Source organism: Chloroflexota bacterium (genome assembly GCA_026708035.1).
Classification (GTDB): Bacteria; Chloroflexota; UBA11872; order UBA11872; family UBA11872; genus JAJECS01.
On record JAPOVQ010000018.1, the window covers coordinates 1 to 15,866 of the forward strand.

Sequence of the window (15,866 nt, forward strand, 5' to 3'; positions counted from 1 at the left end):
CCCAGGGTGAGGACCCGGCGGACCCAGCGCCGCAGTTCGCGCCGGGCCCGCTCCGTCTGGAGGTCCGCCAGCGCCCGTCGCCGCCAGCGCAGGTAGCCCTCCCGCTCGGACGGATGTATCGCGTACGTGTCCGGCGGCAGGGTCAACTCGTACTTCCCGATCATGGCGATCTCCAACGCCATGATCCGCTCGCGGGTCTTCACCTGGTCGAGCTTCGTGCCCTCCTCGCGCCGCTGGTTCAGGCGCCGCCACTCCGCCACCGCCGGCATGCCCCGACCGTAGGACGCCTCCTCGCCCGGGCGCGGGTCGTCGGTCACCACGCCGCGCCGGCTCGGATCGTCGACCGCCCATGGCTGCGCAGGCGCCGTGGCCTCGGAACCGGCGGCCGTCCGCGTGCCCTGGCCCCGCTCCAGCCGCGCCATCCGTCGCGTCAGCGTCTGCAGCGCGTGCTCGGCGGCGTCCACACGGCGGACCGCCGCCCGCAGGTCGTCCGCAGCCGCGTCGCCACCGCGCCGCGTCTGCGCCACCGCGGTCTGCTGGGTCTCCAGTCGCTCGACCCGCTGAGCCAGGGCCTGCATCTCGTCCCGCTGCCGGGCCGTTGTCGCCTCGCGGTCGGCCAGTTGCCGCCGCTCCAAGGCGTCGCGCATGCGCCGCGACAGCCGATTCGACTCGACGGCACTGACCAACGTGCGGTAGTTGACTCCCAGCGCTTGCGCCGCCTTGAGCCGACCCTCGGCGAGCACCAAGTCGTCCAATAGGGCCAAGAGTTTCGCGTCCGCCTCGCGGCGGCCGCGCGCCTCGGTCGGGGGCGACCCGGTCATCCCGTCCCCCGTCGTCCGCAGCGTTGGCCCCTGTCAGTCGCTGACCAGCGCCACGTCCGCCCGGAAAAGGCCCCTGCATTTCTGCAATTTGCGGTGCAACCGAGCCTTATGCCCCGGTACTTGCTGGCGTGCAGCCCGCCGCTCGCATGGCACCCGGCTACACCTGATCCACGACGCACGTGCACTTGTGCAACTTTCCTTGATTATCTGTACGCCCCCATGACATCACGCGGCGCCTGCCGACGTGTAGACCTTGTGGGAGGGGCCTGTGCACAGGTCCCCCTCACACGCCATAGCTGAGGGACAGCCGAGTCGTCAGGTTCACGGGCAGGGCCGCTCGGATCCAGCAGGATCCGGCCACGTCGGCCGCCCCATGGCGCACAATAGGAGGTCGGAGTGCGGCAGCGACGGGCGCGCTAGACGAAACGTGGGCGCCGGGTGAACTGTCATCGGGAGGACGGCCGACGGGCGAGATGGGAGAGCCGACTGAGACATGCGCATGCCGCAACAGCCTGACGACCGACCGGTGGCCTCTTTTGCGCGGGTCTTCAGCGACCGCCCAGGACGTGGACCTGTCCATAACTGGCCAGTACAGCGTGCCGTGCGACTTTGTCCAGAACGATATGTGTTGAGCGGCAGGTCGGTCTTATCCAACTAGGGGACAGCCTCATGTCTACTCATTCACAGGATTTGCGTCGGTTCAGGAATAGACGCTATCAGCGATTGCTGGATGTCGTTCACCCATTTGAGTCCCGACCGTCATCGCATCACCTTCGGGATGCGATGGGAGCTATCGAACGGTTGAAAGACGAGGGGCGGCAATTCTGGCACGCTGATTCGGATGAATCGGCTCGTTGGCGTGACGGATGCAATGAGCTATGGGTATTTCTTAACACCTTAGGTCAGCGACGTCACGTCGACCGGCAGCCACTGGAAACCGCATTTCGCGAGTTCGCTCAGGCATTTGAGCACACCGTCTATCGAATTACAGAAATGCTGCACGGCGTTAGGGGACACCATGAGTGTGATCCTCCAGAGGTTGATGTCGTATTCAGATGGATTGAGCTGGTCTATCGAATGGCTACATACGGGTTAGTTTCCTATTGGATTGATGATAAGACCGAGCTATGGATTATACGCATTAATGTTAACCTAGCCACAGGTGAGCACTCAGAGGAGACTGAGCTGGCACAGGCCATGCATATTCCCAAGAAGTATCGATCAAGCGCAAGGCTGGGTCAGCAGAGGTAGGATACGAGGAGAACCAAGGAGGACAAGATGAAGACGCAGCAACTGGAGTCACCCACCCCAGTGGCCCTGTACGCTCGGGTCTCCAGCGACCGGCAGGACGTGGACCTGTCCGTCGCCGCCCAGCTGCGGGCGCTTAGAGACTACGCCAGATCCAAGCACTACACAGTCGCCCGCGAGTACGTGGACGAGGCCGAGAGCGGCCGCGTGGCCGATAGGCCTCAGTTCAGGAAGATGATCGAGGCAGGCAGCCAGCCTAACGCTCCCTTTCAGGTCATCCTGGTCTGGAAATTCTCCCGCTTCACCAGGAAGCGCGAGCACGCCGTGGCTTTCAAGTCGATGCTCCGTAGGAAAGGCATCCGGGTGGTCTCCATTACCGAGCCCGCCGACGACTCGCCGACCGGCAAGCTGATGGAAGCGATCATCGAGAGCGTGGACGAGTTCTATAGCGAGAATCTGGCCCAGGAGGTCACGCGCGGCATGCGGGAGTCCGCATCCCGGGGCTACTTCCTGGGGTCCAGAGCGCCCTTTGGCTACCTTCGGGTCAAGGTCAGCGATGGTGTGAAGGAGCGTCCCACCTTGGAGGTGGACCCGGCCACGGCTCCGGTGGTGCGGGAGATCTTCGAGAGTTCCCTGCGAGGCAACGGCCTCAAGGAGATCTGCCGGGAGTTGAACGACCGGGGCCTCACCAACCGGGGCGCGCGCTGGTACAAGGGTGGTCTCCACTACCTGCTGACCAACGAGGCCTATACCGGCGCCGCCGTGTGGGGAAAGACGGTGAAGGGAGCAAAAAACCCCGATCCCGTGCGCGTTGAAGGCGCCTGGCCCGCATTGGTGTCCCGGGAGCTGTTCGACGCCGTGCAGCGGGCCATGCGGGACCGCGCGCCGAAGGTTCGCAGGCCGGCGCGCGTGGGCAGCAAGTTCCTGCTGAGCGGGCTGTTGCGGTGCGGCCTATGCGGCCGGCCCTACACCGGGCAGGGGGCCAAGAGCGGGCGGTTCGCCTACTACGTCTGCGGCACGCTGCACCGGGAGGGCGCCGGCACCTGCGAGGCACGCTACCTGAGCGCGCCCAGAGTGGAGGCGTTCGTCGTCGAGAAGATCAGGGAGCGGATCCTGACCGAGGCGACCATTATTGAACTGGTGACGCTGGTGGCCGAGGAGATCGACGCCCTGGCCGGGGAGCTGGCCGGCCGGCTGGCAGCCATCGACGCGGAGCTCACGGACGTGCGGCAGCGACTGGCGCGGCTCTACGAAGCCCTGGAGACCAGCGCGCTCACCCTAGAGGCCCTGTCGCCCCGCATCCTCTCGCTGCGGCACCGGGAGGAGCACTTGGAGGCGGTCCGGGAGGACGCCGCCGCTCAGCTGGAGCAGCGCAGGGTCGACCTGCCCACCACCGAGGAGATTCGGGGATATGTCGCGGACTTCCGGGCGTTCTTGCAGCAGGGGACGGTCCCGGAGCGCAAGGCCCTCATCCGCAACTTCGTGGAGGGCATCGAGGTGGCTGGGGACGAGGCCACGCTCACGTATACCATCCCCATGCCCAACGACGGTGTGACCCAGGAAGCAGCTTCGGTTCTCGATTTCGTCCAGTCCGGCCCACCAGACACCTACCGGAAGGAGCCTCCGCGTGACCCGCGTCAAGCCCATTCCCGACGGCTACTCCGCGATCACGCCCTACCTCATCGTCGAGAGTGCGGCTGATCTGCTCGACTTTCTGACCAACGCCTTCGGCGCCGTCGAGCGGATGCAGCTCGAGATGCCCGGGGGCGGGATTGGCCATGCCGAGGTGGAGATCGATGGCGCCGTGCTCATGCTGTCCGATGCCATGCCGCCCCAGTTTCCCGCTGGCGCCTCCAAGCTCCATCTCTATGTCGAGGACGTGGACGGCGCCTACGCCCAGGCGCTGAGCGCCGGAGCGACCTCCGTGGCCGAGCCGGCCGACCAGTTCTACGGCGACCGCGTCGCCCGCATCGTGGATCCCTGCGGCAACGATTGGACCATTGCCAGCCACGTCGAGGACGTCGACATGGACGAAGTCATGCGGCGTATCGCCGCCATGGAGCAACCGTAGTCGAATCCCGGCGCATCCACGGTCATCGTCGAAACGGATGCGTGAAGTGCTACCATCCGCGCAAGCTGGCGGAGAGGCGTCGTTGCGGATGTTTGAGCGTCGCAGGCCGTTTTCCGGTGGCGGACTCAAGCTGACCGGTCAGGAGACCCGTTGGGTCGAAGGGCGGTTGTCAAACCAGACGCGGCGAGGGCTTAACGGAAGCTTGGGGAAAAGGGGACTACCTCGATGGACGTGGACACCCAGTGGAAAGGGTCGCGGCGAACGCTCTTCCAGGCCACCCGGATAGGATCAGAGGGAATGAACGCGAATTGGGAATCGCACGACGGCGCAATTGTTGCCACGGTCGACGGCCGCGTCGACGGTGCCAATGCCCATGAGTTTCAGGAAGCGCTGGAAGCCGTGATCAAGGCGAGTGAAAGCGCAGTGATCCTTGACTTCGAGCAGCTTTCCTACATCAGCAGCGCCGGTCTTCGAGTCGTCCTGCTAGCAGCCAAGGAGCTTCGTAAGCAGGACAAGCAGTTCGCCGTCTGCTCGCTTGCGGGTTCAATTCTCGAAGTGTTTAAGATCAGCGGGTTCGATCAGATCATCCCCGTTCACTCGACGCAGGCCGAGGCAATCGCCGCCGTCACCGCCTGATTGGTCCTCGCGCTTCTCCGGGCGCGTTCATCCGAAGCTGCATTGGTAGTGCAAGGTAGTCAGAACGGCAATTGGGCATGACGGATCGGCCATGCAAAATCCTCGTTGTCGACGACGAGCCGGACCTCGAGCCGCTCGTGCTGCAGCGCATGCGTCGCAGTATCCGGCGTGGCAAATACGCGTTCGTCTTTGCCCACAATGGAGTGGAAGCGCTTGAACGTCTGAACGAGGACGACGAAATCGACATGGTCCTCTCGGACATCAACATGCCGCAGATGGACGGGCTGACGCTGCTTGACCAGATACCCAAGGTCAATCCCAACATCCGCTCGGTGATTATTTCGGCCTACGGCGACATGAAAAACATCCGCACCGCGATGAATCGCGGTGCGTTCGATTTCGTCACCAAGCCGGTTGACTTCGGGGACCTGCAGGTCACGATCGACCGGACGATGCGCCACCTCAACGAGTGGCGGGCGGCCCTGGCGGCGCGCGACAAGCTGGTCTCGCTGCAGAATGAGCTCGACGTCGCCAGCAAGATGCAGCAGTCAATCCTCCCCAGGACATTCCCCGTGCGCGACGACTATGAAGTCTTCGCCAACATGGCGCCGGCGCGTAACGTTGGCGGCGATTTCTATGACCTGCTCCAGTTGGACGATGGGCGGATTGGCCTGGCGGTTGCCGACGTTTCCGACAAGGGGGTGCCAGCCGCGCTGTTCATGATGTCGACGCGCACGCTGCTCAAGGGCGCGGCGATTGGCCGAGGCGACCCGGGCTCGGTGTTGAGTGAGGTGAATGACTTGCTCAACGAGAGCAATGAAACCGCCATGTTCGTCACGCTCCTCTACGGCGTATACGACCCGGCCACCATGGAATTCACCTACGCCAACGGCGGCCACAACACGCCGCTTGTGGTACATGCCGACGGCACCTCCACAGAGCTTCCCCTGACCGATGGGGTTGCCTCGGGCGTGATGCCGGAACTCCCGTACCGACAGGGGCAGGTGACCCTTGCCATCGGGGACACGGTCGTGCTCTACACCGACGGCGTTACCGAGGCCATGAACGCGGATGGGGAGGAATTCGGGGTTGACCGGCTGCGTGAGGTCTTTGCCGCCAATCCCCCGCAAGACTGCGAGCAGGCCAACCGGACGATCTTCGAGGCGGTCCACGCGTTCGCCGGGGAGACGCCGCAGTCGGATGACGTTACCTGCCTGGTATTCCGACCTCGTGAGGCTGCGTCATGAGCGCCAGGTTGTCGCTCACGGTCAAAACGCAGGCCGAGGAGTTGGCGCGAATCACCGCCGCCGTGGAGGACTTCGGCGAGCAGCAGGACTGGCCGCCGGACCTCGTCTTTCGCGTGAACCTCGCTCTTGAGGAGCTGGGCGTGAATATCATGAATCACGGCTATGACGCAGGGCTGCATGAATTCGATATCACGCTCATCTCAGAGGACGATACGCTGACGATTGAGATCGTCGACGATGGCCGGCCATTCGATCCACTGCATGACGCCAAGCAGCCGGACGTTGGCGCGGCGATCGAAGATCGACCGATTGGCGGGCTCGGCATCTATTTTGTTCGAGAGATGATGGACGAGATGCACTATCGGCGCGAGGACGGCAAGAACCATCTCACCCTCGTGTCGCGCAGATGATCGACGTTGACTGGAGCAGAGATTTTCGGCCTGTGTGATAGGAATGAAGCAGGTAGGTGTTGCACCGTCGACTCACCGCCGAATTGACGATGTCGGGCTCCTCGAACAACAAGCCAACGTCGTGCCGGGCCGCCCGCGACGGTGATCGGCATCGCGCCCGATCCGTCGCCTTGGTTCAGCCGCGCAGAATTCGCGTGATGCGCCGGACGGCAACGAGTGCGCGAGTGGCACGCGCATCCCTCACGGCGATATTGGGTATTGCGGCGCTCCTGATCGGGGTGGTTCTCGCCGGCTGCGACGCCGCCACTTCCGATGGCGACGTAAAGCGCCCGACGAGCGAGGCGACGCCTGAGGCCGGACCAGCACCCGCGGTCGAGCCGACCGGGGAGCCCGGCGTCTCCGACGACCGCATTCTCTTCGGCCAATCGGCGGCGTTCCGCGGGCCCGCCCAGGAGCTGGGTCTCAATATGCGGCTCGGTATTTTGGCCGCGTTTCACGAAGCGAATCAGCAGGGCGGCGTTCATGGGCGCCAGATCGACCTGACCTGGCTCGACGACTCATACGAACCCGAGGCTGCCGCCACCAACACGCTTGAGCTCATCAATGAGCAAAACGTCTTTGCGCTCATCGGCGCCGTGGGAACGCCGACGTCCCGCTCGGCAACTCCGGTCGCGCAGGCCGCCGGGGTTCCCTATATCGGACCATTCACCGGTGCTGAGTTCCTGCGCGACGCCGCAACCTTGGACAACGTGATCAACATGCGCGCGTCGTACTACCAGGAAACCGAGGAGATGGTGAATCGCCTCACGACGGACCTGGGCGTCGAGCGTATTGCCGTGCTCTACCAGGACGATTCCTACGGCCTGGCCGGTTTCAACGGCGTGCGGCTGGCGCTGGAACGCCGCGGAATGGAGATGGCCGCTCTCGGCATCTATACCCGCAATACCACCGCCGTGAAGCGGGCGCTGCTTGATCTGCGCCAAGGCAATCCCGAAGCCGTGATCATCATTGGGGCCTATCAGCCCGTCGCCGCCATGATCGCTTGGGGGCGGCAGACCGGCTTCGATCCCATCTTCATGACCGTTTCGTTTGTGGGCAGCAACGCGCTGGCCGAAGAGCTGGGCTCGGGCGGGGCCGGCGTCTTCGTGACCCAGGTAGTCCCATTCCCAACGGACGGCTCCATCCCGGTTGTCCGGGCCTATCACCGCGCGCTCGCGAATTACGATCCGGACGCCATTCCCGGCTTCGTGTCATTCGAAGGCTATCTGGCGGGACGGCTGGCGATTGCGGGGCTCGAACGCTGCGGCCGCAACGTGAGCCGCGCCTGCCTGTTTGAGAGCTTCCGCAGTTCGGATCCCTATGACATCGAGGGTTTTCGACTGAGCTATGGCGCCGGCGACAATCAAGGCTCGGACCAGGTGTTTCTCACCGTCCTCGGCCCTGACGCCAACTATCACCCGGCCGAGACGCTGCGGGACGTGCCCCGATGACCGCGTGGATCCAGCGCCGGCTGGCCAGCCGCTATCGAATCTCCACCCAACTGCTCCTTGGCATCTGGGGCGCTGTTGCGCTGACAGTCGCCGCGGGATTGGTCGGCTGGTTTTCCTTCAACCGCGTCGGTGACGAGCAGAGCCGCGTCAACGAGGGCAGCGTGCCCGAGCTGGCTGCCGCATTCGGTGTGGCCGACTACAGCAGCACGCTGGTCGCCGCCGCCCCGCGGCTCACCACGGCCCCCACCCTCGACGACGTGGCGCGCGCCGCCATCAGCATCGACGAGGCCTATGGCGCACTTGAGGAGCAACTGGCGGTACTCGAGCGCGGCGCGGCGGAAGATGAGCGCGTGCAGCGGATTCGCGCCCACGCCGACTCCTTGATCGCCAATATCGAGTCCATCGAGGCGGATATGGCCTACTTCTTTGACCTCACCGAGCGCAGCGCCGCCCTGCGGCTCGAGCTTGCCGACCTGCGTTTCCGCCTGGATAGCGTGGTCATTCCAGCGATTGACGACCAGTTCTTTTACGCCATGACGGGCTATCGCAACCTGGGCGAAGCGCCGGCGCCGCGGAATGAACACTTCTCGGAAACCGAGTTCAGCAGCTATCGGCGCTTGGCTGAAATGCAAGCCGACGCCAGCATCGCCGAACAGCTGCTGGCCTCCGCCTCGATTCTGTCCGAACCCGCCTTGCTGGAAGCGCTGCGCGAGCGTTTCGAGGCTGCCGCCCGTCGCATTCAGCGCAACCTGGCGGCGCTTGAATCCGACGCACTGCGCGCCGAGGTTGCGCCGGTTTTCGATCAGCTGCTCGAACTTGGCATCGGCGAGCAGACTGGCTTCGACCTCCTTGCTGCCGAGCTGGAGCTGGTTGCCCGACAGCGCGACCTTCTGGCCAGCAACCAGGAGATCACGGTAGACCTGATCGCGGAGGTCAACGGCCTGGTGAGCGCCGCCGAAGCCAGTGTCGAGGAGGCCACCGGCGCCTCGACGCAGGCGATCTTCACCGGCCGCGTCCTCCTGCTGGCCATTAGCGCGGTGAGCGTCACCGGCGCCGTTCTGATTGCCTGGCTTTTCGTCGGTCGCTTCATTTCGAGCCGGCTGCAGATGCTCTCGGACTGGATGCGGCGCCTCGCCGGCGGCGACCTGGAGACGACCGTGGAACTCAGTGGTCGCGATGAGATCGCGGAGATGGCGGCCGCCCTCGAAGTCTTTCGGCAGCACGCGCTGGAAATCCAGCGGCTAAACCTGGTTGAAAAGCTGGCCAACGAGCTCCAGAGCAAGAACGATCAGCTGGAAACGGCGCTTGGCGACTTGCAACGCGCCCAGGACCAAATCGTCTCGCAGCAGAAGCTGGCGGCCCTGGGTGAGCTGACCGCCGGCGTGGCCCACGAGATCAAGAACCCGCTGAACTTCGTGAAGAATTTCTCGGAAGTGTCCGAGGAGCTCATCGAGGAGTTGAGAGAGGTCCTCGAAGAAGAAGCCGAGAGCATTAGCGAGGACCAACGCGAATACATTGAAGAAATAGCCGGCGACCTCACCGACAACCTTGGACGCATCCGCTCCCACGGCGACCGCGCCAACCACATCGTCCATGACATGCTGATGATGGGCCGTGGCTCAGGCGATCGGCAGTCCACGGACATCAACCGGCTGCTGGACGAGCACGCGCGGCTCGCCTATCACAGCGCGCGGGCGACGGATACGGAGTTCCAGCTCGACCTGAAGCAAGATCTGGACCCGGATGTCGGTGAACTCGAGGTCGTCTCGCAGGATCTCGGCCGAGTATTTCTCAACATGGTGGGCAACGCCTGCTACGCCACGGACGAGAAACGCCGCACCGGCGCCGACTCCGACGGCGAGCGCTACTTCCCCACGCTGTGGCTCAAGACCCGGCGCGGCGCCGAGAGTATCGAGGTCCGGATCAAGGACAACGGCATGGGGATGCCTGAAGAAATCATCGACAAGATCTTCAACCCGTTCTTTACGACCAAGCCGACCGACCAGGGCACCGGGCTCGGCCTTGCCATATCCAGCGATATCGTGCGTCAGCACGGCGGCAATATCCGCGTCGAATCCGAACCGGGCGTAGGCACCGAGATGATCGTCGAGTTGCCCCTGGAACCGCCGGCGGCGGCGCTGGCCGGAGCCGCCGATGGCGACGGCGCCGCGACGGAGGCGACATCCGTCTAGGACCGCCGACATGCGCCGGTCGGTGTTCGTCGGTCGAGGGCGCGGGTCGATCGCAACCGTCCGGCCATTGAGACGACGCACGAGGACCATGGTGGGAGGCAAGCCCTCGATGACACACGCGCACTTCAGCGATGAGCTGTTTGAGTTCTTGCACGAGCTGCGGTTGAACAACAATCGGGATTGGTTTCAGGCGCAGAAGGCGAGATACGAAGCCGTGGTGCTGCGGCCGATGGCGGCCTTCGTGGCCGATTTCGGCGACTACCTGCCGAGTATCAGCCCACACTTCGTGGCGGATCCGCGCACACATGGCGGCTCGATCTTTCGAATCTACCGCGACGTTCGGTTTTCCAAAGACAAGAGTCCCTACAAGACCCACGCCGCCTTGCACTTCCGTCACGAGACGGGCCGCGAGGTTCACGGTCCGGGCTTCTATCTGCACCTGGCGCCGGGGGAGGTGTACGCGGGCGTGGGAATCTGGCGGCCGGCCTCGGCGACGCTGGCGAAGATTCGAGACGCCATCGTGGCCCACCCGACGAGGTGGACGCAGGCAATATCCGACAGGGAATTCGCCGAGGCATTTGCGCTGGAGGGTGAGTCGCTCAAGCGGCCGCCGCGAGGCTACGACGCCGACCATCCGCACATCGACGACCTGAAGCGCAAGGATTTCGTCGCGTCGACGGACTTCATGCAGAAGGACGCCACATCGCCCGACTTCATCGAGCGATATGCGGACGCATGCCGCACGGCGGCGCCCTTCATGGAGTTCCTGACCACCGCCGTCGGCTTGGCCTGGTAGGCGCGACCGGCCCAAGCGTCGAACCCCAACGGGGTGGCAAGATTGGGGGTGGCCTCGGATCCGCACCGGCCGGGGCCCATCGAGCCTGCGTCACGGATAAGGCGTCATCGTGGACTTCGACACCTACGAACTCGACCCGTCCGTCTACGACGAGATGCTGCTGCCCGATGGCACCCCGCGGGATCACTGCCGGCCGCTCTATGACGCCCTGCGCCGAATGTCCTCCGAGGAGCTCAGCGGCGTCCAGGAACGCGCGACCCGCTCCTTTTCGCATGAGGGCATTTCGTTCACGGTCTACGGCGAGGCCGAAGCCCAGGAGCGAATCATTCCCATCGACTGCCTGCCTCGACTGCTGTCCAGCGAGGATTGGCGGCTGATCGAGTCGGGCCTCGCGCAGCGGCTCACCGCGCTCAATCGATTCCTGGAAGACGTCTATAACGAGGCCCGAATCGTCGCCGATGGGGTGATCCCCACGGACGTCATCCGCGGCTGCCCGCAATTTCGCATCGAAATGCGCGGCTTCTCACCGCCGCACGGCGTCTGGGTGGCGGTCTGCGGCACCGACATCGTGCGCACCAACGACGGATTTCACGTGCTCGAAGACAACCTTCGCGTCCCGTCCGGCGTGTCGTACATGATTGCCAATCGGAAAGTGATCAAGTCTGGATTGCGGCGGATCTATCGCGGCGCCCGGGTGCGCGAGGTGGAGCACTATGGACGCTTGCTGCGGACGACTCTGCGTGAGTTGGCGCCCGCCGGACGCTCCGATCCATGCATCGCTCTGCTGACGCCCGGGGTCTACAACGCGGCCTTCTACGAGCACATGTTTCTGGCCGGGGAAATCGGCGCGGAGCTGGTGGAGGGTCGCGACCTGGTCGTGAACGACGGCGTCGTCTACATGCGCACGACCGCGGGGCTGCGTCGCGTCGACGTGATCTACCGGCGCATCGACGACGATTTTCTCGACCCGCTGGTCTTCCGTCCGGACTCGCTGCTCGGCGTGCCCGGGTTGCTCCACGCCTGCAAACGCGGCAGCGTTTCCCTGGTGAATGCTCCCGGAACCGGCGTTGCGGACGACAAGAGCGTCTACGCCTACGTGCCCGACATGATTCGCTACTACCTGGGGGACGAGCCGATCCTGGCGAACGTTGAAACGCACCTCTGCCGCCGGCCTGAGAGCCTCGAGTACACGCTCGACAACCTGGCGAACCTGGTGGTCAAGCGCGTGGGAGAGTCGGGAGGCTACGGCATGCTCGTGGGTCCTCATGCGACACCCGCGGAGCGCGCGGCCTATGCCGATGAGCTGCGGGCCAACCCGGCGGACTTCATCGCGCAGCCGGTGCTCGCGCTTTCCCGCGCGCCGTGTCTCATCGACGGCCGCTTCGAGCCGAGGCACGTCGACCTTCGGCCCTTTGTGCTCAATGGTCGCCAGACGCGTATCGTTCCCGGGGCATTTTGCCGCGTGGCCCTGCGACGGGGAAGCCTGGTGGTGAACTCCAGCCAGGGCGGCGGCGGAAAGGACCTCTGGGTCCTCAACGACCAGGCAACCTGAGGTCTCCGCCGAGCCGAGCCGTTAGTAATATTCTGTAGCAATAACTACACTCGCCGCGCCAGCCGTCCCTAGCCGAAAGACCGCCATGCGTGTTCTCGTGAGTTCCCTGGTCAGACCGTTTCCGAGACGCCTCGTCCTCATCCTGCTGTTGGCGCTCGCCATCCCGCTGTTGATACCTAACGTGGCACGCGCCGCGGTGTCGGAAGAGGCGACGTTTGTCTTCAACACGTTTGCGTTCCTGATTTGGGGAGCCCTGGTGATGTTCATGTGCGCCGGCTTCACCATGCTGGAGTCCGGGTCGGTGCGCACCAAGAACGCCTCCATGATCTGCCTCAAGAACATCGGCATCTACTCCATCGCCGGACTCGCGTACTTCATCATCGGCTACAACCTCATGTACGTGGACGTCGGCTCGGTGATCGGTTCGTTCACCTTCCTCTACGGACCGTCGAGCGCCGAGCTTGACCTTTTGGCCGGAGACGAGGGCGCAGTTAGCAGCGTTGTCGCCAACGGCTATTCCTCGATGTCCGACTGGTTCTTCCAGATGGTCTTCGTGGCCACCGCCGCGTCAATCGTGTCGGGCGCGCTGGCGGAACGCGTGAAGATGTGGTCGTTCTTCCTGTTCACCCTTCTGCTCACGGCGTTCATCTACCCCATCGTCGGGGCATGGACCTGGGGCGGGGGCTGGCTGTCCGAGATGGGATTCCAGGACTTCGCCGGCTCGACCATCGTCCACAGCGTGGGCGGCTGGGCGGCTTTGGCCGGCATCCTGGTGGTCGGGCCGCGGCTGGGCAAATTCCGCAAGGATGGCACCGCCCGTGCCACACCGCCCTCCAACATTCTGATCGTGACGCTCGGCGTGTTCATCCTTTGGCTCGGGTGGTTTGGGTTCAATGGCGGCTCGCAGCTGGCGCTTGGCAGCGCTTTCGACGCGGTCGCCATGAGCCACGTGCTCGTCAACACCAACCTGGGGGCGGCGGCCGGCGTCGTGGCCGCTCTTGCAATCTCGCGCTCGATCATGGGGCGGACGGACCTCTTCGTCGGTCTCAACGGCGCCATCGCGGGGCTGGTTTCCATTACCGCCGGCCCTGATATCGTGGATCATCACTGGGCCATCGTCATCGGCGCCGTAGGCGCGATCCTGTGCACTCTCGGTCTCAAGCTGCTGGAGAAGCTCAAGCTGGACGACGTGGTCGGGGCCGTGCCCGCCCACCTCTTCGCCGGCATTTGGGGAACCCTGGCCGCATCGATTGCCGCCGGCGCCATGTTCCACGTGCAGCTGATTGGCGTGTTGGCCGTTGGCGCCTTCGTGTTTGCCGTTTCTTATCTGGTGTGGCGCCTCATCGACCTGACGATCAAGGTCCGCGTGTCGCGCCAAGTCGAGCAGCTGGGTCAGGACGCCGGCGAGTTGGGCATCGAGGCCTACCCCGAATTCGTGCTCATGCCGGAAGAGTTCGACGAGGACTAGTTCGCTTGGGCGCCCGCCGCTCGCAGCGGCGGGCGCCGGCCGACCGCGGTGACGCCATCGCGGCGAATTGGGCCTGAATCACATGTTGGTGCGCAGCGCTCAGGGGCTCTACTGGATGAGCCGCTATTTGGAGCGCGCACGGCGACTCTGCCGGTTGCTGCAGCTGCAAACGGAGTCCCTGGTTGACCGACCCATTCGCGAGATTCACTTCGGCTGGAGCCGGATCTATGCCAGCGTCAACCGGAATCCGCCGGCGGGGCGAATCGAGCTGCTCGGCAGTGACGACTACACCCTGGCCGATTCCTACACCCTGGCCGGCGACCTGACCTTCGAGCGCTCCAATTCCGACTCGGTGTGGAGCTGTTTCGACCAGGGCCGGGAGAACGCCCGCCAGATTCGCCAATCCATCAGCACGCCGATGTGGACCCAGTTGAACCTGGCCTACCTGCGCCTCCAGGAGCTGGAGATGCCGGACATTTGGGTGGTTTCACCCGAAAGCTTCTACGCCGATATGGTGGCGCAGATCGACACCTTCGAGGGCGTGGCCGCGGCCACGATGTATCGCGGCGAGGGCTGGCGCTTCATGCAGCTCGGGCGATTCATCGAGCGGGCGCAACTGCTTGCCGCACTGCTGTTGGCGCAGCTCGATGCCGCAGAGCATGTCGAGGAGGCTTCCGACGCGGACTGGACCGGCTTGCTGCGCCTCTGCCACGCCTTCGAGGTCTACAACCGCCGCTACAGCGTCGCCGTGCAGCCGCGCCAGGTGCTGGATCTGCTGGTCACGGACCCGCGCCTGCCGGACTCGCTGGGCCGATCCATTGACCGCGCCGCGGAGGAAATCGACGCGATCGGCCCGGGTCCCGACCCGCACTCCAGCGGCGCGCTGCAACGCCTGGCCGGTCGAATCGGCGGCGTGATCCACTACCAGTGGCCCGACCACGACGACGGCCAGGCGCTCCTGGAGCAGGTGCGTACGCATTGCTACGAGCTTCACGATCGGGTGACGGCCGCGTATTTCGACTACGCGATCGAAGACGCTCCCGTGCGCTGATTCGATGGTTGGCCCCGCCACCTACGACATCGAGCACGTCACTCGCTACCGCTACTCCTCGCCCGTGAGCGGATGCGTGATGTCGCTGTGCCTGGAGCCACGGCAGGACGCCGGCCAGCGGCTTCTGCACGTGGAAATCGATACCGACCCCCCAGCCCCCACGAACGCCGAGGCCGACAGCTTCGGCAACACCAAGCACGTGCTCAACATTCACCGGGAGCACCGTGCCCTCGCGATCACTGCCCGCGCCACCGTTGAGCAAACCCCGGCGCCCCCGCTGCCGGAGTCGCTTGGTGCGAGCGCCTGGGAAGAGATTGGTGGGTGGCAGGACTCATTCACGCTTTGGGACTTTGTCCGACCCAGCGCGCTGACCCAACCCTCGCCGGCGCTGAGCGTCTTCACGGCGCGACTCGGCATCGAGCCGGCGGACGATCCGCTGCATTCCGTGCAACGGCTATCGAACCTGCTCTACCGCAACCTCGACTACGTGCCGGGAAGCACTTCGGCGATATCGCCGGTCGATCACATCCTGGAATCAGGCCGCGGTGTCTGCCAGGACTACGCCCATGCCATGATCGCCATCGCGCGCTCCTGGGGCGTGCCGACGCGGTACGTGTCCGGCTACCTTCACCTCTCCGATATCGAGGATGGCGACGCGCCGGCGCCGCAGACAGCGAGCCATGCATGGGCCGAGTGCCTGCTGCCCGAGCTTGGGTGGGTTGGCTTTGACGCCACCAACGACCGCCTGGCCGGTCTCGGACATATCCGACTGGCGGTCGGTCGTGACTATCGCGACGTGGCCCCGACGAGCGGCATCTTTCGCGGCGGTGGCGAGAGCCGCATCGAGGTGGAGGTTCGGGTCCGGCCCCACCGGGCAGGCTGAC

Annotated in this window: 13 protein-coding genes; 12 read left to right on the forward strand and 1 reads right to left on the reverse strand. The window is 64.6% G+C overall.

The genetic code is table 11. The features are described 5' to 3' along the window. Positions 1-821: hypothetical protein (locus OXG33_08485; protein MCY4113959.1), on the reverse strand; the 821-nt coding region annotated here is incomplete at its 3' end. Positions 822-2,099: 1,278 nt separating this feature from the next. Here OXG33_08485 and OXG33_08490 point away from each other — a divergent pair. The 12 genes from OXG33_08490 (at position 2,100) to OXG33_08545 (ending at position 15,865) form a co-directional block, all read left to right on the forward strand. Then, the gene (locus tag OXG33_08490) at positions 2,100-3,770 is read left to right on the forward strand and encodes a recombinase family protein (protein MCY4113960.1); all 1,671 of its coding nucleotides are present in this window, start codon (positions 2,100-2,102) and stop codon (positions 3,768-3,770) included. Further along, positions 3,697-4,140: a VOC family protein gene (locus tag OXG33_08495; GenBank protein ID MCY4113961.1), complete on the forward strand. Its 444-nt coding sequence runs from the start codon at positions 3,697-3,699 to the stop codon at positions 4,138-4,140. The genes OXG33_08490 and OXG33_08495 overlap by 74 nt, the downstream gene beginning before the upstream one ends. A gap of 297 nt (positions 4,141-4,437) precedes the next feature. Next, positions 4,438-4,776, forward strand: a complete 339-nt coding sequence (locus tag OXG33_08500) for an STAS domain-containing protein (protein ID MCY4113962.1) — start codon at positions 4,438-4,440, stop codon at positions 4,774-4,776. Between the two features lie 77 nt (positions 4,777-4,853). After that, positions 4,854-6,023 carry a SpoIIE family protein phosphatase gene (locus OXG33_08505; GenBank protein MCY4113963.1) on the forward strand — a complete coding sequence of 390 codons (1,170 nt, stop codon included), beginning with the start codon at positions 4,854-4,856 and terminating at the stop codon, positions 6,021-6,023. Further along, positions 6,020-6,433 carry an ATP-binding protein gene (locus tag OXG33_08510; protein ID MCY4113964.1) on the forward strand — a complete coding sequence of 138 codons (414 nt, stop codon included), beginning with the start codon at positions 6,020-6,022 and terminating at the stop codon, positions 6,431-6,433. The genes OXG33_08505 and OXG33_08510 overlap by 4 nt, the downstream gene beginning before the upstream one ends. 224 nt (positions 6,434-6,657) lie before the next feature. Further along, on the forward strand, positions 6,658-7,923 hold the full coding sequence (locus OXG33_08515) for an ABC transporter substrate-binding protein (GenBank protein ID MCY4113965.1): 1,266 nt from the start codon (positions 6,658-6,660) through the stop codon (positions 7,921-7,923). Further along, positions 7,920-10,115 (forward strand): ATP-binding protein, encoded by a 2,196-nt coding sequence (locus OXG33_08520; GenBank protein MCY4113966.1) that lies wholly within the window; start codon positions 7,920-7,922, stop codon positions 10,113-10,115. Before OXG33_08515 ends, OXG33_08520 begins: the two co-directional genes overlap by 4 nt. 109 nt (positions 10,116-10,224) lie before the next feature. After that, positions 10,225-10,911, forward strand: coding sequence for a DUF2461 domain-containing protein (locus OXG33_08525; GenBank protein ID MCY4113967.1), 687 nt, complete (start codon positions 10,225-10,227; stop codon positions 10,909-10,911). A gap of 154 nt (positions 10,912-11,065) precedes the next feature. Continuing rightward, positions 11,066-12,463, forward strand: coding sequence for a circularly permuted type 2 ATP-grasp protein (locus tag OXG33_08530; GenBank protein MCY4113968.1), 1,398 nt, complete (start codon positions 11,066-11,068; stop codon positions 12,461-12,463). Between the two features lie 85 nt (positions 12,464-12,548). Then, positions 12,549-13,931 (forward strand): ammonium transporter, encoded by a 1,383-nt coding sequence (locus tag OXG33_08535; protein ID MCY4113969.1) that lies wholly within the window; start codon positions 12,549-12,551, stop codon positions 13,929-13,931. 82 nt (positions 13,932-14,013) lie between these two features. Then, complete coding sequence (locus OXG33_08540; protein MCY4113970.1) at positions 14,014-14,982, forward strand: alpha-E domain-containing protein; 969 nt, start codon at positions 14,014-14,016, stop codon at positions 14,980-14,982. Positions 14,983-14,986: 4 nt separating this feature from the next. Continuing rightward, entirely contained in the window at positions 14,987-15,865 is an 879-nt protein-coding gene (locus OXG33_08545) for a transglutaminase family protein (protein MCY4113971.1), read from the forward strand. Position 15,866: the final 1 nt, after the last annotated feature.